This is a genomic window from Sphingomonas sp. 22R3R2A-7 (genome assembly GCF_036856055.1).
Lineage (GTDB): Bacteria > Pseudomonadota > Alphaproteobacteria > Sphingomonadales > Sphingomonadaceae > Sphingomonas.
In genome coordinates this window covers 1,110,785-1,134,218 of the sequence record NZ_JASPFR010000001.1, presented here as the reverse complement: position 1 = coordinate 1,134,218, position 23,434 = coordinate 1,110,785, and the positions used below count along the sequence as shown (strand labels likewise).

The 23,434-nt window shown below is 66.1% G+C and carries 16 protein-coding genes, 2 tRNA genes and 3 pseudogenes; 14 read left to right on the top strand and 7 right to left on the bottom strand.

The annotated features are described in order from the left end of the window. Positions 1–11: 11 nt before the first annotated feature. Positions 12–242: a hypothetical protein gene (locus tag QP165_RS05380; protein ID WP_333994269.1), complete on the bottom strand. Its 231-nt coding sequence runs from the start codon at positions 240–242 to the stop codon at positions 12–14. A 298-nt stretch (positions 243–540) separates the two neighbouring features. Here QP165_RS05380 and QP165_RS05375 point away from each other — a divergent pair. From QP165_RS05375 to QP165_RS05345, 7 genes are all read left to right on the top strand, one after another. Further along, positions 541–625 (top strand) — tRNA-Leu (locus tag QP165_RS05375). A gap of 69 nt (positions 626–694) precedes the next feature. After that, complete coding sequence (gene tig / locus QP165_RS05370; RefSeq protein ID WP_333994267.1) at positions 695–2,341, top strand: trigger factor; 1,647 nt, start codon at positions 695–697, stop codon at positions 2,339–2,341. 233 nt (positions 2,342–2,574) lie between these two features. Continuing rightward, on the top strand, positions 2,575–3,006 hold the full coding sequence (locus QP165_RS05365; protein WP_333994265.1) for a glycosyltransferase: 432 nt from the start codon (positions 2,575–2,577) through the stop codon (positions 3,004–3,006). Further along, the gene (locus QP165_RS05360; protein ID WP_333994264.1) at positions 2,981–3,502 is read left to right on the top strand and encodes a hypothetical protein; all 522 of its coding nucleotides are present in this window, start codon (positions 2,981–2,983) and stop codon (positions 3,500–3,502) included. The genes QP165_RS05365 and QP165_RS05360 overlap by 26 nt, the downstream gene beginning before the upstream one ends. A gap of 215 nt (positions 3,503–3,717) precedes the next feature. Next, on the top strand, positions 3,718–4,404 hold the full coding sequence (locus tag QP165_RS05355; RefSeq protein WP_333994262.1) for an ATP-dependent Clp protease proteolytic subunit: 687 nt from the start codon (positions 3,718–3,720) through the stop codon (positions 4,402–4,404). Between the two features lie 108 nt (positions 4,405–4,512). Continuing rightward, positions 4,513–5,778, top strand: a complete 1,266-nt coding sequence (gene clpX / locus QP165_RS05350) for an ATP-dependent Clp protease ATP-binding subunit ClpX (protein WP_031396414.1) — start codon at positions 4,513–4,515, stop codon at positions 5,776–5,778. Positions 5,779–5,976: 198 nt separating this feature from the next. Next, on the top strand, positions 5,977–6,606 hold the full coding sequence (locus QP165_RS05345) for a DUF4198 domain-containing protein (protein WP_333994261.1): 630 nt from the start codon (positions 5,977–5,979) through the stop codon (positions 6,604–6,606). 30 nt (positions 6,607–6,636) lie between these two features. On the opposite strand, the gene QP165_RS05340 is transcribed toward QP165_RS05345, so the two are convergent. The 4 genes and pseudogenes from QP165_RS05340 to QP165_RS05320 all read right to left on the bottom strand — a co-directional run. Further along, complete coding sequence (locus QP165_RS05340) at positions 6,637–7,005, bottom strand: c-type cytochrome (protein ID WP_333994259.1); 369 nt, start codon at positions 7,003–7,005, stop codon at positions 6,637–6,639. A 45-nt stretch (positions 7,006–7,050) separates the two neighbouring features. Then, positions 7,051–7,356, bottom strand: a complete 306-nt coding sequence (locus tag QP165_RS05335; protein ID WP_333994257.1) for a hypothetical protein — start codon at positions 7,354–7,356, stop codon at positions 7,051–7,053. Continuing rightward, a pseudogene (locus QP165_RS19970) lies at positions 7,353–9,112 on the bottom strand (M1 family metallopeptidase). Before QP165_RS19970 ends, QP165_RS05335 begins: the two are co-directional and overlap by 4 nt. A gap of 121 nt (positions 9,113–9,233) precedes the next feature. Next, positions 9,234–10,949 (bottom strand): annotated as a pseudogene (locus tag QP165_RS05320) (M1 family metallopeptidase); the annotation flags it as partial. 190 nt (positions 10,950–11,139) lie between these two features. On the opposite strand from QP165_RS05320, the gene lon reads away from it, so the two are divergent. From lon to ahpF, 5 genes are all read left to right on the top strand, one after another. Then, complete coding sequence (gene lon / locus QP165_RS05315; protein ID WP_443019266.1) at positions 11,140–13,680, top strand: endopeptidase La; 2,541 nt, start codon at positions 11,140–11,142, stop codon at positions 13,678–13,680. Between the two features lie 93 nt (positions 13,681–13,773). Further along, complete coding sequence (locus QP165_RS05310) at positions 13,774–14,046, top strand: HU family DNA-binding protein (RefSeq protein ID WP_056015835.1); 273 nt, start codon at positions 13,774–13,776, stop codon at positions 14,044–14,046. A gap of 72 nt (positions 14,047–14,118) precedes the next feature. Next, a tRNA-Val gene (locus QP165_RS05305) sits at positions 14,119–14,193 on the top strand. Positions 14,194–14,381: 188 nt separating this feature from the next. Further along, positions 14,382–14,945, top strand: coding sequence for an alkyl hydroperoxide reductase subunit C (gene ahpC / locus QP165_RS05300; RefSeq protein ID WP_031396422.1), 564 nt, complete (start codon positions 14,382–14,384; stop codon positions 14,943–14,945). 206 nt (positions 14,946–15,151) lie between these two features. Beyond that, the gene (gene ahpF / locus QP165_RS05295; RefSeq protein WP_333994252.1) at positions 15,152–16,735 is read left to right on the top strand and encodes an alkyl hydroperoxide reductase subunit F; all 1,584 of its coding nucleotides are present in this window, start codon (positions 15,152–15,154) and stop codon (positions 16,733–16,735) included. Between the two features lie 403 nt (positions 16,736–17,138). On the opposite strand, the gene QP165_RS05290 is transcribed toward ahpF, so the two are convergent. Further along, entirely contained in the window at positions 17,139–17,474 is a 336-nt protein-coding gene (locus tag QP165_RS05290; RefSeq protein WP_056015824.1) for a DUF6481 family protein, read from the bottom strand. A gap of 327 nt (positions 17,475–17,801) precedes the next feature. Here QP165_RS05290 and QP165_RS05285 point away from each other — a divergent pair, with 327 nt between their 5' ends. Both QP165_RS05285 and QP165_RS05280 read left to right on the top strand, forming a co-directional pair. After that, complete coding sequence (locus QP165_RS05285) at positions 17,802–19,421, top strand: hypothetical protein (protein WP_333994250.1); 1,620 nt, start codon at positions 17,802–17,804, stop codon at positions 19,419–19,421. Positions 19,422–19,516: 95 nt separating this feature from the next. Next, positions 19,517–22,324, top strand: coding sequence for a TonB-dependent receptor domain-containing protein (locus tag QP165_RS05280; RefSeq protein ID WP_333994248.1), 2,808 nt, complete (start codon positions 19,517–19,519; stop codon positions 22,322–22,324). 373 nt (positions 22,325–22,697) lie between these two features. On the opposite strand, the pseudogene QP165_RS05275 reads toward QP165_RS05280, so the two are convergent. After that, positions 22,698–23,340, bottom strand: a pseudogene (locus QP165_RS05275) (prolyl hydroxylase family protein). Positions 23,341–23,434: the final 94 nt, after the last annotated feature.

Here is a 23,434-nt window from a genome sequence, read left to right as displayed (position 1 = left end):
CTTCGACGCGGTTACTGAGCGTCCGCGTCCTGGTTCTTGGTCACGCCGCCCGTGCCGCCGACACCGTCGGGAAGCCCCGTATCGGTGAAGGTGCCGGGCTCTGCCCCGCCGTCGCCACGCTCGACCGCGTCGGAGCGGGAGGCGACAGCCTGTTCGATGTCGCTTCGCGTGTCCGCGTCGCGGTCCTCGGGAAGCGTGTCGGGATCAGTGCCCGAATGCGTCGGTGATTTCGTGTCAGGCATGATGGTCCTCAGAACTCTGGCTGGACGGGGGCCGGATCATTCGACGGCATGCCGGGTGCGGGGACGTCGCTGTCCGGCGCGGGCGGGGTAAACTCAGGCGGCGGCGCCGTCGGCTCGCTTGGCGGCGTCGGGGCAGGGGTCTCTTGCGGCGGCTGGGTGGCCATGATCGTCTCTCCTTCTCGTGCATCAACGCGCGCAATCGTCGGGAGTTGCCCCGGTAGTGCCAACCGTGTTGCCTTGCGTGCTTGCCCCGGGATACAACGTTGGTATAGACGCGCCCGCTACGGCGATGTCCTGTGCGGGCGTGGCGGAACTGGTAGACGCAGCAGGTTTAGGTCCTGCCATCGCAAGATGTGGGGGTTCGAGTCCCTTCGCCCGCACCACTCCGCCGCCCAGGCGGGGCGACACCCAGACGAATTTTTCCCGAATGCTCTTTTAGACAAAGGCCGGACATGCAGACTGTCGAGACGTTGAACGAGGGCCTCAAGCGCGCCTACACCCTCACCATCACTGCGAAGGATATCGATGCGAAGGTCGATGTCGAGCTGAAGCGCCTCGCGCCGCAGATGAAAATGCCGGGCTTTCGTCCGGGCAAGGTGCCGGCGAACCTCATCCGCAAGATGCACGGCCCGGCGCTGACGCAGGACGCGCTGAACGCGGCGATCCAGGAGAGCGTCCAGAACCTCGTCGCCGAAAAGCAGCTTCGCCCCGCGATGCAGCCTTCGGTCGAGCTCGAAGACGGCTATGACCTCGGCAAGGACGCGGTCGTCAAGGTCGAGCTGGAAGTCCTGCCGCAGGTCCCGGCGCCCGCGATCGACGGCCTGAAGCTCGAGCGCCTGACCGTGCCCGTCGCCGACGAGGCGGTCACCGAGCAGCTCCAGAAGTTCGCCGACCAGCAGAAGAAGTGGGACGACGCCGCTGACGATTACGTCGCGGCGATGGGCGATCTCGTCACCGTCGATTTCGTCGGCAAGACCGCCGATGGCGTCGCGTTCGACGGCGGCACGGGCACCGACATGGGCGTCGAGCTCGGCGCAGGGCGTCTGATCCCGGGCTTCGAGGACCAGCTCGTCGGCGTGAAGACCGGCGACGACAAGGTCCTGAACGTGACCTTCCCCGAGGAATATCAGGAGAAGTCGCTCGCGGGTCAGCCGGCCACGTTCGACATCACCGTCAAGTCGGTGAAGACCGCGGGCGAGAGCGCGATCGACGAGGATCTGGCCAAGTCGCTGGGTCTCGAGAGCCTCGAGCAGCTCACGGGCCTGCTCAAGGGTCAGATCGAGCAGGAGCATAACGGGCTCACGCGCACGCACATGAAGCGCAAGCTGCTCGATCAGCTCGCCGAGGGTCATGACTTCGAGGTTCCGCCGTCGATGGTGGAAGCCGAGTTCAACCAGATCTGGTCGCAACTCCAGCACGAAGCCACGCATGAAGCCGATCCCGAGGCCGCAATGGCCGAGATGGAAGGCGAGCGCGACGATTACCGCAAGATCGCCGAGCGTCGCGTGCGCCTCGGCCTGCTGCTGTCCGAGATCGGCCAGGCGAACGGCGTCGAGGTTTCCAACCAGGAAATGCAGCGTCTGCTGGCGCAGGCAGCCCAGCAGTATCCGGCCGAGCAGCGTCAGCAGTTCATGCAGTACGTCCAGCAGGAGCCGATGGCGGCCGCCCAGCTGCGCGCACCGCTGTACGAGGACAAGGTCGTCGACTTCCTGTTCGAGAAGGCCGAGATCACCGATCGCGAAGCCACCCGTGAGGAGCTGGAAGCTGCGATCGAGAGCGAGGACGGTTTCGCCAGCGGCACGCACGTGCATGACCATGACAACCACAAGCCGAAGAAGAAGGCTGCCGCCAAGAAGAAGGCAGCGCCTGCCGACGACGCGGCCGTGACCGAAGAGGCAGCCGCCTCGGACACCGCGGAAGACGCGCCGAAGCCTGCCAAGAAGGCACCTGCCAAGAAGAAGGCGGCTCCGGTCGAGGCAGAGACGGCCGTGACGGAATCGTCGCCGGTCGCGGCTGAAAATGCCGAGGGCACCGAAGCTGCCGACGCGCCGGCTAAGAAGCCGCGCGCCAAGAAGGCGGCGACCAAGACCGAGGCGTAAGCCGATCGGAGCGCCTCGTCGCTGAGGCACTCCCCCGTTTTCGGGCCACTTCCCCGGCGGAGGCCGGGGTCCAGTTGGAAAGGTTGCTGTGACGGCGCGCAAAGCTTCGTTATGGACCTTCCCCAACTGGGCCCCGGCCTCCGCCGGGGAAGTGCGTTTTGGGATGGTTCGGTGACTGAAGCTTCGCCCGCTGCTCGATCTTCGATACCCTGTCCAAGTGTACAGGGCAGGGCATGACCGAACCGAGAATCGCCGTCCTGCTGCCGTGCTACAACGAGGAGGCGGCGATCGCGCAGACGGTCGCGGGGTTCCGCGCGGCGCTGCCGGGCGCCACCATCTATGTCTACGACAACAACAGCGCAGACCGCACGGTCGCGGTTGCACGCGCGGCGGGTGCCGTCGTGCGGACCGAACGGATCCAGGGCAAGGGCGCGGTCGTGCGGCGGATGTTCGCGGACGTCGACGCCGACATCTATGTGATGGCGGACGGCGATGCGACCTATGACGCGGCGTCCGCGCCGGCTTTGGTCGCACGCGTGCTCGACGAGCAGCTCGACATGGTCGTCGGCTCGCAGAATCAGTCAGGTCCAGGAGAGTTATCGCCGCGGGCACCGGTTCGGCAACGCGCTGCTGACCGGCATGCTCGCGCGGCTGTTCGGGCGTAGCTTCACCGATATCCTGTCGGGCTACCGCGTGTTCTCGCGGCGGTTCGTGAAGAGCTTCCCGTCGCTGTCTGCGGGGTTCGAGATCGAGACCGAGATCAGCGTCCACGCGCTCGAGCTGAAGATGCCGATCGGCGAGGTCGAGACACCCTATTTCGCGCGGCCCGAGGGGTCCGAATCGAAGCTGAGCACGTACGGGGACGGGTGGCGTATCCTGCGGACGATCATGACGCTCTACCGGATCGAGCGGCCGCTCTGGTTCTTCGGCGCAATCGGCGGGGCGTTCGCGCTGCTCGCGCTCGTGCTGGGTATCCCGCTGGTGCTGACCTATCTCGAGATCCACCAGGTGCCGCGCTTTCCGACTGCGATCCTGATCACGGGGCTGGGCATCTTCGCCGCGCTGAACGTCTTTACGGGGCTTATCCTCGACACGGTGGTCCGCGGTCGTCGCGAGGTGCGCCGGCTGGCCTATCTGGCTTATCCCGCACCTGGCGTCTGACTCCCTCGCCCCTGCGGGGAGAGGGAAGGAGGAGCCGTAGGCGACGGGAGGGTGAGGGGCGGTTGGTGGATCGCAACTGCCCCTCACCCTCCCGCCCGCAAGTGCGTGCGGGCCCCTCCCTCTCTCCGGAGGGGCGAGGGGAAGCGTTGGATGGGCTTGAACTCCCCGTGCGAGCGCCGATGTTGGCGGTTCACTGGGGCATAAGAGAGATTTCCATGCACAATCCGTTCGAGACCGGCGATTTCGCGAGCCCGTTGGCCAGCGCCGGGCTCGGCCTGCAGCAGACGCAAGCAGGCCTGGTTCCCATCGTCATCGAACAGTCGAACCGCGGCGAACGCTCGTTCGACATCTTCTCGCGCCTGCTGCGCGAGCGCATCATCTTCGTGACCGGTGGCGTCGAGGACGGCATGGCCTCGCTGATCACCGCGCAGCTGCTCTTCCTCGAGTCCGAGAACCCGAAGAAGGACATCTTCATGTACATTAACTCGCCGGGCGGTGTCGTCACGGCGGGCATGGCGATCCATGACACGATGCAGTATATCCGGCCGCGCGTCGGGACGGTGTGCATCGGCCAGGCCGCGTCGATGGGCAGCTTCCTGCTGGCCGCGGGCGAGCCGGGGATGCGCGTCGCGCTGACCAACGCGCGGATCATGATCCATCAGCCATCGGGCGGAGCACAGGGCATGGCGACCGACATCGAGATCCAGGCGAAGGAGATCCTCCGGATCCGCGCGCGTCTGAACGAGCTGTACGCCAAGTACACCGGCCAGCCGCTCGAGGCGATCGAACTCGCGATGGATCGCGACAAGTTCCTGTCGGCGGACGAGGCCAAGGCGTTTGGCCTGCTCGACGAAGTGTTCGAAAAGCGGCCCGCGGTCGCCGACGATACGAAGCCTGCATAAGGCAGATCGTAAGCCTCGCGGGTTTATTTGATTGTAGGATATCCGGGGTGCGTTACGATGACCGCCCCGGAAACGGCACGTGCACCGACATGCACGAGAGGTGATTGAATGACGAAGCTGAGCGGTGGCGACTCGAAGAGCACCCTCTATTGCTCGTTCTGCGGCAAGTCGCAGCACGAGGTGCGCAAGCTGATCGCCGGGCCGACGGTCTTCATCTGCGACGAGTGCGTCGAGCTATGCAACGACATCATCCGTGAGGAGACGAAGTCGGCGCTGGTGTCCAAGAAGGATGGCGGCGTGCCGACCCCGCAGGAGATCTGCGACGTCCTCGACGATTATGTGATCGGCCAGAAGCGCGCCAAGCGCGTCCTGTCGGTGGCGGTGCACAATCACTACAAGCGGCTCAATCACGGCGCCAAGGGTGCCGATGTCGAGCTGTCCAAGTCGAACATCCTGCTCGTCGGGCCGACCGGTTGCGGCAAGACTTTGCTCGCGCAAACGCTCGCCCGCATCCTCGACGTGCCGTTCACAATGGCCGATGCGACGACGCTGACCGAAGCCGGTTACGTCGGCGAGGATGTCGAGAACATCATCCTCAAGCTGCTTCAGGCCTCCGACTACAACGTCGAGCGGGCGCAGCGCGGGATCGTGTACATCGACGAGATCGACAAGATCAGCCGCAAGGCCGAGAACCCCTCGATCACGCGCGACGTGTCGGGCGAGGGCGTCCAGCAGGCGCTGCTCAAGCTGATGGAAGGCACGACCGCAAGCGTTCCTCCGCAGGGTGGTCGCAAGCATCCGCAGCAGGAATTCCTGCAGGTCGACACGACGAACATCCTGTTCATCTGCGGCGGTGCGTTCTCGGGTCTCGAGAAGATCATTGGCGATCGTCTGCAGGGCAAGTCGATCGGCTTCGGCGCGTATGTCGCCGGGCCGGACGAGCGCAAGACGGGCGAGACCTTGAAGTCGGTCGAGCCTGAGGATCTGCTCAAGTTCGGGCTCATCCCCGAGTTCGTCGGCCGTTTGCCGGTGATCGCGACGCTTGAGGATCTCGACGTCGACGCGCTGGTGAAGATCCTCAAGGAGCCGAAGAACGCGCTGGTCAAGCAGTACCAGAAGTTGTTCGAGATGGAGGACGTCGCGCTCGGTTTCACCGACGACGCGCTGGTCTCGGTCGCCAAGAAGGGCATCGAACGCAAGACGGGTGCACGCGGGCTTCGCTCGATCCTCGAGAGCATCCTGCTCGACACGATGTTCGACCTGCCGGGCATGGACGGGGTCGATGAGGTGATGATCGACAAGGACGTGATCGAGGGCCGCAAGGAACCGATCCGCGTCTATGCCGAGAAGAAGAAGGCCGGCGACGCGGCGTAATCCGCGTACGCAGTGTTAGAGAAGGGGCGTCGAGCGATCGGCGCCCTTTTCTTTTGCCCGCAGAAGTTGGATGCGCGCGGATTGAGGCTGGATCGGGTGGCCGTGACGGGAGAATGTCGCGACGGACTGAATCTGCGCGAGTGATTTGCAATAGCGTCCGTTTGGTCGGTATATGGCCGGCAAAACGGGAGAGCCAATGTGAAGATCGCGTGGATGGGTGCGGCGTTGCTGGTGCTGGCAGGGACTGCGCAGGCGCATGAGGTCTGGGTCGAGCGCGATGGTGCGGGACCGGCGCGGATCTATCTGGGCGAACCGGCAGAAGCGCAGCCGCCGGGTGGCGATCCCGAATTCGCCAATCTGAAGACACCGCGCGTACTGTCCAAGGCTGGCGCGACGCTGGTCCGCAAGGCGGGGTTCCTCGAGGCAGCGCTGCCTGCGGGTGACGTACGGGTCTGGGACGACGACGTGTTCGCGCCCTGGGGTGATCCCGACAAGCAGGAAGGCATCATCTATTATGCGCGCGCCGGTCATGCCGAAGCGCGCGCACGGCTGCCGTTCGAGATCGCACCCGCGACACCGAACGGAGCGCGCTTCGTCGTGACGCGCGAGGGGCGGGCCGTGCCGGGTGCGAAGGTGACGATCGTGTCGCCGGCGCGCGTTTCGACCAATGTCGTCGCCGATGCCAAGGGCATGATCGCGCCGCGGTTCACCGAGAAGGGACGCTATCTGCTGTCGTCGGCGGCGAAGGATTCGGTCGAGCATCGCCTGCCGCGTGGGCCGGTGACGACGCTGCACCGGATCACGACGACGACGTTCGTCGTTCGCTGACCAAAACGCTGGGGAAGGCGCTGGCGGGGGTCAGGGCCCCTGCGTCTTGAGATAGGCGATGACGTCGGCGCGGTCCGCGGGGTCGCGCAGGCCGCCGAAGTTCATCGTCGTGCCGGGGACAAGGGCGCGCGGATTGGTCAGCCACCGGTCCATGCGCGCGTCGTCCCAGCGCCCGCCGAGCGCCTTGAGCCCGGCGGTGTAGGAAAAGCGCGCGCGGCGCTCGCCGATCGGGCCGCCCATCACGCCGTAGAGATTGGGTCCGTCGGTGTCGGTCGAGATCGCGGCCGATCGTGTGGCAGGCAGCGCAGCGCCGGAATATTCGGGCGCCCGCCTCGGCGGAGGCGACGCCGCTCGCGGCGCGGCGGGTGTCGCCTGCTGGATCCGAACCGCAGGCCGCAAGCGACAGCGCCGCTATCGGCACCAACGCGGTCCAGCGCGCCGTGATCACGGCCGCTGGCGCGCCGCCAGCGCGAGCCCGGCGGCGATCTGCAGCACGGCGTAGAGCCGCCGGCGGGTGGGACGATCGACGAACGGTGCGACGAGCGTCTCGGTGCCGAGCGCGTCGTCCTTCCACAGGTCGACGTGGCGGCGCGGCTGCGTCAGCCCGATCAGGCCGTCGCCGACCATGAAGATCGCCGCCATTTCCGCCGCACGCGCCATCCAGGGGGCCTTCGGTCCTGCACCGACGACGGATGGCGTCTCGCGGGGCGCGTCGCTCGCATTGTCGCGGCGGGGCGGGGAAGCAGTCATTGCGGCTTGCCCTTTGCCGCATCGGCCTTTGCCGCCTGCGCCGTTTTCCAGGCGGCGACATCCTCGAGCGCTGGACTGCGGCGGAGCAGCAGTGCGTCGGGATCGATCACGACGTGCGCCGCGGCAGGCACCGCGACGCTTGCCTTGCCGCCCGTCATCGGCAGCGTCCGAAGCTCGCCGTCGACGGTGATCTGGACGGGGAGCGGGAAGGGGCCGTTGCCGGGGACCTTCCACGCGAGCGTCAGCGTGTCGGCGGTGCGCGTCTCGACAAGGTCGGGAAGCGCGGCCTGACGCAGATAGACGTCGAAGAACCAGCCATAATCCTCCCCCGTGACGGTGCGGACCAGCGCTTCATATTCGCGGGTCGAGCCAAAGCGCGGGCTGAAATTGCCGGGCTTCGGATCGGCGCGGCCATAGACCGCGCGGCGCGTGACGTCGAAGAACGCGGCGTCGCCGATCAGCGAACGCAGCGTGTGGAGCATCCACGACCCCTTGTTGTAGATGTCCTGGCCCGCTCCCCCTTGTCGAGCTCGTAGACCTCCTCCTCGGTGGTGACGCGCTGCTGCGTGATCGGCCTGCGGTTGAGGATCGCGCCGCGGCTGCCCAGCATCATCGTCGCGTAGCGCGCGCGCCCCTCGCGCCACTGTCCGTAAAGCGGCTGCATGTAGCTGCCATAGCCCTCGTGCAGCCAGTAATCGTCCCAGTTGGCGGCGGTCAGCTGATTGCCGAACCATTCATGCGCGAATTCGTGCTGAAACAGCCAGTCGAACCCTTCGGGCGCCTTCGCATAGTCGTTGCCGTACGCGTTGATCGTCTGGTGCTCCATGCCCTTGTGCGGGGTCTCGACGACGCCGACCTTCTCGTCGCCGAACGGATAGGGACCGATCATGCTTTCGAAGAAATCGAGCGTCGGCGCGAACTCGGCGAACAGCTTTTCCGCCTGCGATTTCTCGCCCGGCAGATACCAGTAATACATCGGGATGCTGTTGCCGTAGCGGCTCTTGTAGGTGCCGCTGATCTCCTCATAGGGACCGACGTTGAGCGCGATGCCATAGGTGTTGGGATGCTTGGCGCGCCAGTTCCACCGCGTGCGACCGTCGGGCAGCGTGTCGACGCCGAGCAGGACGCCGTTCGAGGGGGCCTTCAGCCCCTTGGGCACGGTGATGTGGAGATCGACCAGCCTGGGTTCGCCGGTCGGGAAGTCGAGGCACGGCCAGAACAGATCGCAGCCATAGCCCTCCGCGGTGGTCGCGAACCAAGTGCGCCCATCGGGGGTCTGCGACCAGACCATGCCGTCGTCCCACGGCGCGCGCACCGCGACGTGCGGCGTGCCGCCATAGGTGATCCTGACGCTGGTCTTCGCACCCGCGGCTAGCGGCCGCGCGAGCGTGATCGTCAACCGGCCCTCGGGATTGCTCCACGCGGATCTGGGGAGCGCGACACCGTCGACCGCGATCGCGCTCACGGGGAGGTTGCGATCGAGATCGATCGGCAGCCGCGCGATCGGCGCCGTCGCGGTGAAGGCGAGCGTCGCGACACCGTTCAGCGTGCGCGTGTCGGGCAGCACCTCGAATACGAGATCGGCGTGATCGAAGCGTAATGCGGTCTGTTCGGGGGTCAGTACGCCGCCCGATCGCTCGGTCTGCGCGGTGATCGCAGGCTCGCCCTTTTGCGGGAGCTGGGCCGAAAGGGGCGGGGCGAGCAGCGCGGCGGGAAGCGCGCAGATGCTGGCGGTGAGGAGAAGACGCGGGATCATGCGCTGCGTTGTCGCGCGCGGGGCGGGACGACACAAGAGCGATACGGTGGCGGTGGTGGCAGGCTGGTCCCCGGTCCTGAACTTCGCCTGGACCGGGGTCGGGATCGGTTAGTTCCGGGGGCTGCGCGGCGCGCCATGTCTGGAAGGCGTCGACCTGATCGGATTGCATCAGGATGCACGCCATCGGGTCGATGACGACGTGCGCGCCGGCGGGGACGGTCAGCGTGGCGGTGCCGCCCGGCATCGGGACGAGACGGGTCTGGCCGTCGACCTCGACCTCGACGGGCAGCGGGAAGGGGGTGTTGCCGGGGACCTGCCAGCGCAACGTCAGCGCGTCGGCGGTGCGCGTCTGGACCAGCCTGGGAAGCGCAGCCTGATAGAGATACACGTCGAAGAACCAGCGATAATCCTTCCCCGTCACCTGGTTCACATAGGCGATGAACTGCGGCGTGGTGCGGAACTGCGGGCGGAAATTGCCGGGCCGGGGATCCTCGCGGCCGTATACTTCGAGCCGGAGCAGCCGCGCGAAGGCCGCGTCGCCAATCAGGTTGCGCAGCGTGTGGAGCGTCCATTCGCCCCTGGTGTAGATGTCGCCACCACGACCCGGCGCCTTTTCGTAGACGTCCTCGGCGGACTGCGGCGTACCCGTCACCAGCGGCGACTTCGCCTGGATGCCCGCGCGTGCGGCGAGCATCATCGCGGTGTAGCGGCCGTCACCCTCGCGCCAGCGGCCGTAGAGCGGCTGCATATAGGCGGTGAACCCCTCGTGCAGCCAGAAGTCGTCCCAGTTGCTCGCGGTCAGCTGGTTGGCGAACCATTCATGCCCGAATTCATGCTGGAAGAGATCGTCGAAACCGTTGACGGTCTTTGCATAGGCGTTGCCATATGCGTTGATCGTCTGATGCTCCATGCCCTTGTGCGGGGTCTCGACGACGCCGACCTTCTGGTTCGCCCAGGGATAGGGGCCGACGATGCTTTCGTAGAAGTCGAGCGTCGGCGCGAACTCGGCGAACAGCGCCTCGGCCTGCGCCTTTTCGCCGGGCAGGTACCAATAGGACATCGGAATGACGTTGCCGAAGCGGCTCTTGTAGCTGCCGCTGATCTCCTCATAGGGGCCGACGTTGAGGGCGATGCCGTAGAGCGTCGGGTCGAGCGCACGCCAGTTCCACGTCGTGCGGCCGTCGGCGAGCGTCGTGACGCCCATGAACTTGCCGTTCGACGGCGCCTTCAGGCCCTTGGGGACGGTGATGTGCAGGTCGATGCTGTCGGGCTCGTACGTCGGATAGTCGATGCACGGCCAGAACAGGTCGCAGCCCTCCATCTGGACCGCGGTCGCGACCCAGGGCTGACCGGCGGGCGTGCGCGACCAGACGAAGCCGCCGTCCCAGGGCGCGCGGACCGCGACGTGCGGCGTGCCCGCATAGGTGATCCGCGCGGCGACCTTGCCGCCTTTCGCGATGCGGCGCGGCAGCATGATCGTCATGCGCCCTTCGGGGTTGCGCCATGCGCCCGGCTTGAGATCGACACCGTCGATCGCGACCGCGCTGACCGGGAGATTGCGGTCGAGGTCGATCACCAGCCGGTCGGTCGTCGCGGTGGTGGTGAAACGCAGCGTCGCGACGCCGGCGATCTGCTCGCGGTCGGGAAACACCTCGATCGCGAGGTCCGCGCTGTCGAAGCGGACGCGCTTCTGCGCAGCGTCCAGGGGGCCACCCGACTGCGTGGTCTGTGCCGTCAGCGGCGGCTTGCCCGGATCCGCCAGCGCCGGGGCGGCGAGCAGGATCGCGAGACCCGCAAGCGGCGCCGTGAGAGGACGCAGGCGGACGGCGGACGGCATGCGGACCATGTGGCAGGATCTCCGGAGATTGTCGTGCCGGTGTCCTCGCTCAAACGCCGCATGGCAAGGGGCGATGGGGGAGGATCAGGGGGATGACAGGCGTCAAGATACGCGTGAGATTGATGGACGCGCGATCCGCACCATATAATGTGATGACGCGGACCTCGTTTGGTCCGGTACCGGAGCTTGCATGACCCAATATCCCGTCCTTCCCCTGCGCGACATCGTCGTTTTCCCGCACATGATCGTGCCGCTGTTCGTCGGTCGTGACAAATCGGTCGCGGCGCTCGAAGCAGCGATGGCGGCCGACAAGGAGATCTTCCTCGTCGCGCAACTCGATCCGGCCGAGGACGATCCCTCGCGCGACGACCTGTACACGATGGGCGTCACCGCGACCGTGCTCCAGCTGCTCAAGCTGCCCGACGGCACCGTCCGCGTGCTGGTCGAGGGCAAGGTCCGTGCGACGCTCGAGACGCTCGACGAGAGCGGCGATTTCCTGAAGGCCGAGGTCGCGACCGTCGCCGATGTCGAGGTCGAGGGCGCCGAGGTCACCGCGCTGATGCGATCGGTGGTCGATCAGTTCGAGAATTACGCCAAGCTCAACCGCAAGCTGCCGACCGAGACGGCGACGCAGCTGTCCGAGATCACGGACGCTGCAAAGCTGTCCGACGCGGTGGTCGCGAACATCCAGATCAAGGTCGCCGACAAGCAGGCGATGCTGATGCAGACCGATCCTGCCAAGCGCCTCGAAATGGCGTTTGCGGCGATGGAAGGCGAGCTCGGCGTCCTGCAGGTCGAGAAGAAGATCAAGAGCCGCGTCAAGCGCCAGATGGAGAAGACGCAGCGCGAATATTACCTCAACGAGCAGTTGAAGGCGATTCAGCGCGAGCTCGGCAACGAGGGCGACGAGGGTGAAGGCGACGAAATCGCCGAGCTGACTCAGAAGATCGCGACGCTCAAGATGAGCAAGGAAGCACGCTCGAAGGCGACGGCCGAACTCAAGAAGCTCAAGACGATGGCGCCGATGAGCGCCGAGGCGACCGTCGTGCGCAACTATCTCGACGTCCTGCTGGGGCTTCCCTGGGGCAAGAAGTCGAAGATCAAGAAGGACATCTCGGCGGCACAGGCGGTGCTCGACGAGGACCATTATGCGCTCGAGAAGGTCAAGGACCGGATCATCGAGTATCTGGCGGTCCAGGCGCGCACCAACAAGCTGAAGGGGCCGATCCTGTGCCTCGTCGGCCCTCCGGGCGTCGGCAAGACCTCGCTCGGCAAGTCGATCGCCAAGGCGACCGGCCGCGAGTTCATCCGGCAGTCGCTGGGCGGCGTGCGCGACGAGGCCGAGATCCGCGGGCATCGCCGTACGTATATCGGCTCGCTGCCGGGCAAGATCGTCACCAACCTGAAAAAGGCAGGGGCGTCGAACCCGCTGTTCCTGCTCGACGAGATCGACAAGCTCGGTCAGGATTTCCGTGGCGATCCCGCGTCCGCGCTGCTCGAGGTGCTCGACCCCGAGCAGAACGGCAAGTTCCAGGATCATTATCTCGAGATCGACCTCGATCTGTCCGACGTGATGTTCGTGACCACCGCGAACACGCTGAACCTGCCGCAGGCGCTGCTCGACCGGATGGAGATCATCCGTCTCGAGGGCTATACCGAGGACGAGAAGGTCGAGATCGCCGAGCGGCACCTGATCGCCAAGCAGATCGAGGCGCATGGCCTGAAGGACGGCGAGTTCATCCTGACTCAGGAGGGGCTGCGCACGCTGATCCAGCAATACACTCGTGAGGCGGGCGTGCGGACGCTCGAGCGCGAGATCGCCAAGCTCGCGCGCAAGGCGCTGCGCCGGATCCTCGAGGGCAAGGCGACGAGCGTGACGATCACCCCCGACAACATCGCCGAGTTCGCGGGCGTGCAGAAATACCGCCACGGCCTGTCCGAGACGGAGAACCAGATCGGCGCGGTCACCGGGCTCGCCTGGACCGAGGTCGGTGGCGAATTGCTGACGATCGAGAGCGTCACCGTGTCGGGCAAGGGCGCGGCGAAGCTGACGGGCACGCTCGGCGACGTGATGAAGGAGTCGATCGAAACCGCGTTCAGCTACGTCAAGGCGCGCGCGCCGAGCTATGGCATCAAGCCGTCGCTGTTCAACCGCAAGGACATCCACATCCATCTGCCCGAGGGCGCCACGCCCAAGGACGGGCCGTCGGCGGGTGTCGGGATCGTGACGTCGATCGTGTCGACGATGACCGGCGTGCCCGTGCGGCGCGAGGTGGCGATGACCGGCGAGGTGACGCTGCGCGGTCGCGTGCTGCCGATCGGCGGACTTAAGGAGAAGCTGCTCGCGGCGCTGCGTGGCGGCATCGAGACGGTGCTGATCCCGCAGGAGAACGAGAAGGACCTCGCGGACATCCCGGCGAACATCAAGGAGGGGCTGAAGATCATCCCCGTCAGCCATGTCGACGAGGTGCTCCGCCTCGCACTGACCGAGCCGCTCGAGGCGATCGAGTGGACCGATGCGGACGAACTGGCGGCGCTGCCCCCGCGCCGATCCCCCCGGTGGGGGCCACGCTGCACCACTGAGCGTGATGTGCTGCCGATCCCGCCGCCGTCCGCATGGGGCGACAGCGGGATCGGGGCGTTCAGCGCTACGGATCCGCGATCGATCGCGTGTAAATGCTGGGCTCGGCACGGGAAACAGCCGTGCCGAGAGCTTTGTGCGGCGGATTAATTTGACAGCGGACCGGCTGGCCGGGTTACTGCCGGGGAAGCATGGTCGCGATCCGGTCGCGAGCGATTCGATAGTCTCTGGGGGATTAAGAGTATGAACAAGCAGGAACTGATCGCTACGGTCGCCGATACGTCCGGGCTGGTGAAGGGCGATGCGACCAAGGCGGTCGAAGCCGTATTCGACGCGATCTCCGCCTCGCTCAAAAAGGGTGAAGAGGTCCGCCTCGTCGGATTCGGCACCTTCTCGATCTCGAAGCGCAAGGCGTCGACCGGACGCAATCCGCGCACTGGCGAGCCGATGACGATCAAGGCATCGACCCAACCCAAGTTCAAGGCGGGCAAGGGGCTGAAGGATTCGGTCAACTGATCGGGCGATCATGACGAGAGGGCTGGACAGCGCGGGCGGCCGCGCTTAAAGGCCCGCTTCCGAACGAGTTTCGGGCGCGTAGCTCAGCGGTAGAGCACACCCTTCACACGGGTGGGGTCACAGGTTCAATCCCTGTCGCGCCCACCAGATTTACGCCGGTCCTCTCCATCGCGAGCGGGCCGGCGTTTCTGTCTCTACAGGTGTTTCAGTGCCTTAGTCGATCTTTGATGCCTCTGTGATCGACTGCGTGAATGTACTAGATCGGCATTCTGCATTTCACGCTGCGCCGCAGCATCCCATATATGATGCGTCGCACAAATTTGAGGAGCTACCCCATGTCGATCATCGGCACCCAGCTGAAGCCGTTCACCACCCAGGCGTATCGCCAGGGCAAGTTCATCGAGGTGTCGGACGCCGACGTCACGGGCAAGTGGGCGGTCTTCTTCTTCTACCCGGCCGATTTCACGTTCGTCTGCCCGACCGAGCTCGAGGATCTGGCCGACAATTATGCAGCGTTCCAGAAGATGGGCGTCGAGGTCTACAGCGTGTCGACCGACACCCACTTCTCGCACAAGGCCTGGCACGACACGTCGCCGGCGATCGGTAAGATCGATTACACGATGCTGGGCGATCCGTCGGGCACGATCACGCGCAACTTCGACGTGATGCGCGAAGGCCAGGGGCTGGCCGATCGCGGTACGTTCGTCGTCGATCCGCAGGGCGTGATCCAGCTGATGGAAATCACCTCGGAAGGCGTCGGCCGTAACGCGATGGAGCTGCTGCGCAAGGTCAAGGCCGCACAGTATATCGCAGCGCACCCCGGCGAGGTCTGCCCCGCCAAGTGGGAAGAGGGTGAGACCACGCTCGCCCCGTCGCTCGACCTCGTCGGCAAGATCTGAGCCACTGACGGAGCCGGTCGCCCGGCTTCGTCACCAAAGGGAAGGGGTTCGCGCCTTCCCCGGCCTGCCGAACTCCGGTCCGGCAGCCACCCTGCCGCATGACCCCCGATGTCGTGCGGCACGGTGGACCCCGGACCCGGTCCGGGGTGACGATTTTCGCGACGGCAGCCTGCCGCGCGTTCCTTTTGACCGACAGGAGAGCGTCCGTGCTCGATGTGAACCTTACCGCGCAGCTCAAGACCTATCTGGCGAACATCGTCCAGCCGATCGAACTCGTCGCCTCGCTCGACGACGGCGCGAAGTCGCGCGAGCTCGAGGGCCTGCTGACCGAGATCGCGGCGCTGTCCGATTCGGTGACGATGGTCCGCAAGGATGACGACAAGCGTCGTCCGTCGTTCATGATCCGCCGCGCTGGCACTGATATCGGCGTGCGCTTCGCCGGCATCCCGATGGGGCATGAGTTCACGTCGCTCGTGCTTGCGCTGCTCCAGGTCGGCGGGCACCCGTCGAAGCTGACACAGGAGGTGATCGAGCAGGTCCGCGGGCTCGACGGCGATTTCGCGTTCGAGACCTATTTCTCGCTCAGCTGCCAGAACTGCCCCGAGGTGGTGCAGGCGCTCAATCTGATGAGCGTGATCAACCCGCGGATCAGCCATGTCGCGATCGAAGGCGGCGTGTTCCAGGACGAGGTGACGAACCGCAACATCCTGTCGGTGCCCGCGATCTTCCTCAACGGCGAGCCGTTCGCGCAAGGCCGGATGAGCGTCGAGCAGGTCGTCGCCAGGCTCGACACGGGCAGCACCGCGCGCGCCGCCGAGAAGATCGCGGGCAAGGATCCGTTCGACGTGCTCGTCGTCGGTGGCGGCCCCGCCGGCGCGGCGGCGGCGATCTACGCCGCGCGCAAGGGCATCCGCACCGGCATCGCCGCCGAGCGGTTCGGCGGGCAGGTGCTCGACACGATGTCGATCGAGAATTTCATCTCGGTCGCGCATACCGAGGGGCCCAAGCTCGTCGCGCACATGGAGCAGCATGTCGCCGAATATGGCGTCGACGTGATGAACCTGCAGACCGCGAGCAAGCTGATCCCGGCCACGCAGGTCGGTGGCTTGCACGAGGTGCAGCTGGCGAGCGGCGCGTCGCTCAAGGCACGCACCGTGATCCTGTCGACCGGTGCACGCTGGCGCCAGATGAACGTGCCGGGCGAGGAGGCGTATCGCAACAAGGGCGTGACCTATTGCCCGCATTGCGACGGCCCGCTGTTCAAGGGCAAGCGCGTCGCGGTGATCGGCGGCGGCAATAGCGGCGTCGAGGCGGCGATCGACCTGGCGGGCCTCGTCGCGCACGTCACGCTGATCGAGTTCGACAGCGACCTGCGCGCGGACGCGGTGTTGCAGCGCAAGCTCGCCAGCCTGCCCAACGTCAAGGTCGTCACCTCGGCGATGACCACCGAGGTGCTCGGCGACGGCAAGCAGGTGACGGGGCTGAGCTACAAGGACCGCAACCACGACACGGTGCATCAGGTCGAGCTCGAGGGGATCTTCGTCCAGATCGGGCTGGTGCCCAACACCGAATGGCTGACCGACACGGTCGCGCTGACGATGCGCGGCGAGATCGAGGTCGATCACCGCGGCGAGACGTCGATCCCTGGCGTGTTCGCGGGCGGCGACGTGACGACCGTGCCGTTCAAGCAGATCGTGATCGCGATGGGCGAGGGGTCGAAGGCGGCGCTGGCGGCGTTCGATTACATGATCCGGCTGGCGCCCGAGGAGGAGGACGCGCTCGCCGCCTGAAGGGCGGGCGCCTCACCCCCTCCGTCATCCCGGGCTTGATCCGGGACCCAGGGTTGCGGGTGGGGGGCGCTTGCGGCTCTGGATCCTGACTTTCGTCAGGATGACGGGGCGTTTGTGGAATGCGCCTCTCCCGCTTCCGTCATCCTGGACCTGATCCAGGATCCAGAGTTGCGGGCGGGGGCGTTCGTGGCTCTGGATCCTGACTTTCGTCAGGATGACGGTGTGTGTGGGGTGGGCGTCTCCAGCCTCCGTCAACCTGGACCTGATCCAGGATCCAGAGTTGCGGACGTCGGCGCTTGTGATTCTGGGTCCTGACTTTCGTCAGGATGACGGTGGGGGATCGCGGCGACCGGACATCCCGGCACCGCAAAAGAAAACGGCCGGGGGTTACCCGGCCGTTTCGTTACTTCTTCTTGGCTTTGCGCGCCGCGTATTTGGCGTCGCGGAGCGCTTTCTTGTCGGCGTCGGACATTTGCGACTTGGCTTCGGCCTCGAGCGCGCGCGCTGCGGCTTCGGCGGCGGCGGCCTTCTTGGCGGCCTTGGCCTCCTCCTCGGCATCGCGCTTGGCCTGGCGCTTGGCGCGCTCGGCTTCCTCCTTGGCGGCGCGGGCGGCGGCGCGCTCGGCGACAACCGCGGGATCGATCGCAGGCTTGGCGCGCAATTTCTCCAGCGCCTTCAGCTTCGCGTCGTTCGCGGAGGCAGTACGTTCCTGAAAACCGGGGTCCTTGAAAGAGGCCATACTCGTCGAAAATTCCTGTAATCGCGGTGAAATCCGCGGGATTGCCCGGATCCGGGCCGTGCTTGCGTCCGTGCTCCTTAAATCATTGTGCCGCGCAGCGAAAGCCGGGTGATTCGTTTGGGATTGCGCCGCGCCAACTAATCTGCCGCAAGAACCGCTTAGCGCGCATCGCCCGCGTCGAGCGTCACAGCACTGCAATATTACAGTCATTCAACCGTCACCAAAACCGCATCGCACTGTCATCTGTGCCGCCTAACCGCGGTCTCGAGATCGGCAGGGGGACCCGAGTCGATCCACGCAATCAATGATCGACCGGGAGTTCCGTGAATGACCAGCTTCAAGCGCATCGGCCTTATCCTGCTGACGAGCACCGCCTGTGCGGCGCTCTCGGCGTGCGGAGGCGCGGACAGCGTCGCGTCGCCGGGCGCAGGCTCGGTCATCATCAACCCGCCGGCGGTAACGCCGACGCCCACGCCGACCCCGACGCCCACGCCGACCGCGATCACCGCGGCGCAGTTCGCGGCCGTCACCCCGGTCAACGGCATCTCGGTCACCGCGGACGAACAGCTCGCGATCGTCAACGCCGGCACGAACAACAACGTCAGCGGCGTCAGCAACACGCTCAACGGCATCTATCCGGTCGCCGCGACCTCGCTGACCACCGCGATGGACCCGTCGACGCTCAACAGCTTCTTCACCAGCACCAACTATGTCGGCGCGCTCAACGGCCCGACCGATACCGCGTTCCAGGGCTGGACCTGCAACTCGACCTCGGCCGAATTCGGCGGCGCGGGCGCACGCTGCACCGCGGTGCCTTCGGTCGGCGCGGTCACCGCGGCGAGCGTCTGCCCGACCGGCACGACCGATGACGGCCTGGTCGCGACGTTCCGCGCCTGCCGCCTGCCGACGGTGATCAGCGGCACGCTCAACCTGCCGAAGATCGCGGGCGTCTTCTATCGCCTGCGCGGGCAGACCGAGGTAGGCACCGACGTCGGCACGACCGGCGCGGACAATGGCGCGATCCTCAACATCGAGGCGGGCGTCGTGATCGCCGCGGATTCGAGCGAGACGACCAACGACCTGCTGATCGTTAACCGCGGATCGAAGATCAACGCGGTCGGCACCGCCACCGCACCGATCGTCTTCACCTCGCAGCAGAACCTCGCGTCGAACGGCGTCAGCGACGCGACGCAAGGGCAGTGGGGCGGGATCGTCATGCTCGGCCGCGCACCGGTCGCGGTCTGCGCCACCGGCACGGGCCCGAACAACGCCGCGGGCGGCAGCACGACCTGCCAGCAGGCGATCGAGGGCGTCACGGGTCGCTTCTACGGTGGCCCGACCGCCAACGACAGCAGCGGCACGATGCAGTTCGTCCAGATCCGCTACAGCGGCATCGCGATCAGCGACGGCAACGAGCTGCAGGGCCTGACGCTCGGCGGCACCGGCTCGGGCACCGTGCTCGACCACATCCAGAGCCACAATTCGGCGGATGACGGCGTCGAGATCTTCGGCGGCACGAGCAACATGAAGTATATCGCGATCACCGGCGCGGACGATGACGGCTTCGATATCGACAATGGCTATCGCGGCTTCATCCAGTTCATGATCGCCGCACAGCGCACGATCGGCGCGACGGCGGATTCGTTCTCGACCGAGATCGACTCGAACAATGCCGAGGATCTGCTGCCGCGCACGTTCGGCCGCTACGCCAACTTCACCTTCATCCAGACCGCGCTGGCCCCGGCCGCAATCCGTCTGCGTGGCGGTGCGGACATGACCTTCGTCAACGGCGTGGTGAAGACTCCTGCGAACGTCGCCTGCGTCAACATGATCGCGGGCGAGCAGACGACGGGCGGCCGCACGACGGTTCGTCCGGCGGATGCGGCGCTGCAGGACGTCGGGCCGCCCGCGTTCAGCTCGATCTACTTCGCCTGCCAGGGCCGCTGAGGCGGGCGCCATCTGAATGCGCCGTGATGCCGGGGCGGTCCTTGGGGGCCGTCCCGGCATTCGCCTATGACTTATCGAGATCGGGATTACAGGCCATGTCCAAGCGCCTCGCCTACGGAACGCTCCTCCTCCTCACCTCGACGCTGGTCGCCCCGGCCGCGCTCGCCCAGACCGCGCTCGCCCAGACCGCGCCCGCGCCGGCCGCACCGCCGCGCCCGACGCAGACGCCCGAGGCCGACGCCGCCCAGACCAACGCCGCGACGCCGGGCACGTCCGCGCAGGAGGATGCGACGCCGCAAGCCGGGGTCGAGGTCTCGAGCCCGGGCTATGACGCCGCGGCGGGCGAGGACATCGTCGTCGTCGGGCGCAACATCCCGAACACCGTGCGCGCGACCGCACAGATCGTCTCGGTGCTGTCGAGCGCCGACATCGCGCGGACGGGTGAGGGCGACATCGCCGGCGCGCTGTCACGCGTCACCGGGCTCAGCGTCGTCGGCAACGGGTTCGTCTATGTCCGGGGCTTGGGCGATCGCTATTCGTCGTCGCTGCTCAACGGATCGCCACTGCCGAGCCCCGAGCCGCTGCGCCGGTCGGTCCCGCTCGACATCTTCCCGACCGCGATCGTCGGATCGGCGCTGGTCCAGAAGACCTATTCGGTGAACTATCCCGGCGAGTTCGGCGGCGGCGTGATCAACCTCACGACCAAGGCGATCCCCGAGAAGAACTTCCTGAGCGTCGGCGGTTCGATCTCGGCGGATACCGCGACGACCAGCGAGCTCGGCTACACCTATTATGGCGGCGATGCGGACTGGATCGGCTTCGACGACGGCACGCGCAAGGTGCCCGCGTTCATCAAGAACGCGCCGAACGGGACGGGACTGATCCCGACCGACCAGGTCGCGCAGCTCAGCAACGCGAGCACGACCCTGCTCCAGCGCAACAACCAGCTGCCGGCGAACTGGTCCGGCGAGATCAGCGGCGGGTCGGTGTTCAATTTCGGTTCGGACCGGCTGGGCGTCATCGCGTCGCTGAGCGCGAGCAACACGTTCCGCACGCGATCGTCGACGCAGCAGGATTCGGTGTCGACCGACGGTACGCTGCGCAACGACTTCCAGACGCTGCTGACCGACAACCGGATCGTCACCAACGCGCTGATCGGGCTCGGCTATGAATTCGGGCCGAACACGATCCGCTCGACCACGGTCTATATCCACGACACGCTGAAGCAGGCGCGCGGATCGTCCGCGCTGGTCTACAACAATTCGAGCGGTCTGCGTTTCCAGCAGAACACCAACTGGTTCGAACGCCAGCTGTTCGAGAGCCAGCTGGTCGGCGAGTTCAAGCTCACCGACGCGCTGAAATTCGACGCGCGCGGCGCCTATGCCAATTCGAAGCGCAACGCGCCGTACGAGCGGCAGTTCGACTATCTCTGCTCGGCGACGACGACGACCGGTCTGCCGATCAGCGTCGAGGCGCCCAACGGCTCCGACGGCGCGCAGTGCAACGGCGCGTATCAGGTGACGCAGCGCTTCACGCCGTTCGCCTCGATCATCTTCAGCGACCTGAACGAGGATCTGTACACGGGGCAGGGCGACCTGTCGTACAAGCTCGACACCGAGCGGCCGATGACGCTGTCGACGGGCTATTTCTATTCGGACACGACGCGTAATTCGACGCGCCTCCAGTTCAATTACCAGACCGCCGCGGGTGGTGGCACCGCGCCTGGCTATCCGTACAATCTGTTGCGGCCCGACTATCTGCTCGGGATCGATTCGCTCGACGCGAACCAGATCCAGCTGCAGTTCAACACGCCGCTCGGCGCCTATGCCTATGATGCGTCGCTGCGCATCCATGCGGGCTATGTGCAGGCCGAGGCGGAAGCCACCGACGGCGTCCGCGCGACGATCGGCGTGCGCTACGAGACCGCCGACGAGCGCGTGACGCCGATCGGCACCACGACGACGCGGCTGAAGAACGATTATTTCCTGCCCGCCGCGACGCTCACCTATAATTTCGCGAGCAACATGCAGCTGCGCGCGAGCGCGTCGAAGACGATCTCGCGTCCGCAGTTCCGCGAGCTCGCACCGCAGCAGTTCCGCGATCCCGAATCGGATCGGCTGTTCTTCGGCAACCCGCTGCTGAAGGACTCGGAGCTCTACAATCTCGAAGGCCGCTACGAGTGGTTCTTCGCGCGCGATCAGCGCTTCACGCTCGGCGGTTTCTACAAGGAGATCAAGAACCCGGTCGAGCAGGTCGGCTTCTACACCGGCGCGGACGACCGGTTGCAGACCGGTTTCACCAACCTGCCCGAAGCGACGTTGTACGGCGCCGAGGTCGAGCTTCAGAAATATTTCGCGCTCGATTTCCTCAATTCGGACTTCTTCGCGACGCGGCGCGCGCTGTTCATCGCCAACTACACCTATTCGAAGTCGTCGATCACTGCGGACGACAGCTGCGTCCCGAACGTGCTCAACCAGACGCTCGGCGGGTGTCAGGCGGGCTTCGGTCCGGCCGCGCTCCAGTTCCGCGACGGCGCGTCGCTGACCGGGCAGTCGGATCACCTCGTCAACGTGCAGGTCGGGCTCGAGGATACGGCGTCGCTGTCGCAGGTCACGGTGCTGTTCAACTATGCGAGCAACCGCGTGACCAATCGCGGGCCGTCGAACCTCAGCGGCGTCGGGTTCCAGCCGGACATCGTCGAGAAGCCCGGTATCCGCCTCGACGTCGTCGCGCGGCAGGGCTTCGATCTGGTCGGCGGGCGCTGGGAGCTCAAGGCCGAGGCGCGCAACCTGACGGGCACGCGGTTCCAGGAGGGACAGACCTTCGACAACGGCGCGCAGGTGTTCATCAACCGGTATAATCTCGGGCGGGTGTTCACGCTGGGACTGAGCACGACGTTCTGAGGCCGGCTGAGGTCGGGACGAGCCGGGGGGCTACCCCGGCCCGTCATCCCAGCGAAAGCTGGGATCGAGAGTCGCGGAGCACGGCACTGCGTGGCTCTGGATCCTGGGTCGAGCCCAAGATGACGGGGTGGGGCGGTGAGCAGGGCGCCGTCCCCCTCCTCCGTCATCCCAGCGAAGGCTGGGATCCAGAGTTGCAGAGCACGGCGCTGTTTGGCTCTGGATCCTGGGTCGAGCCCAGGATGACGGGGTGGGTGAGGTGAGCAGTGCGTCTGCCTCCTTCCCCCTCATCCCAGCGGAGGCTGGGATCCAGGGTTGCAGAGGACGGCGTTGTTTGGCTCTGGATCCCGGGTCGACCCCGGGATGACGGGGGTGGCTACCCCCAGCGCCGTTCGCGGTACCATTTGGTGATGACGTATTTGACGCCGCTGCGGACCTTCATGCCGTGGTGGAGCGTCGCGGGGTTGGGCGTGCCGTCGGGTCGGCGGTTGTTCCAGGCGAGCAGCTTGCCGGTCTCGGGCTGGACGATCTTGTCGATCGCCTTGAACCGCGTCGCGCCGCCCGCTTCGGGCTGGTTCAGATAGACCATCACGGTCCAGGTGCGATTGCCGGCAACGCTGCAATAGCGGTCATAGTCGATACCGGTCGGCTCGAAATAATCGGTATGGCCCTTGAACTCCTGCCCGATCGCATAACGCTGTCCCTGGAGCGGCTCGCCGTAGATCCCGTCGAGCCCGGTCAGCGCGGCGATATGCGCCTCGACCTCGAGCACGACGGGGTCGGCAGGGTCGAGGTCGCCCGTCTCGCTGGTCCGGTAGCTCGCGTCGCCGTTCGAGATCCGAGATCGTCGAAGGGCGACGGACGTCGTCGATCCGCTCGATCAACGCGGCGCAAAGCTCGGGCGACAGCAAGCCACGTCTGAGAAACAGCGTGAGCTTGGGGCTCGGTACGCGCTGGACGCCGGGCGCCGCCGTCAGACGCGCGACGATCGGCTCGGCGGCAAGGCCGCTGCCGAGCAGGCGCGCATCCGTCGGGGTCGGGTTGGACGGGGTCGGGTTCGGCGGGGAGTCTGGGCCATGGTCCTGTTTTGCCAAGCGATCCGCGGCTGCGCCA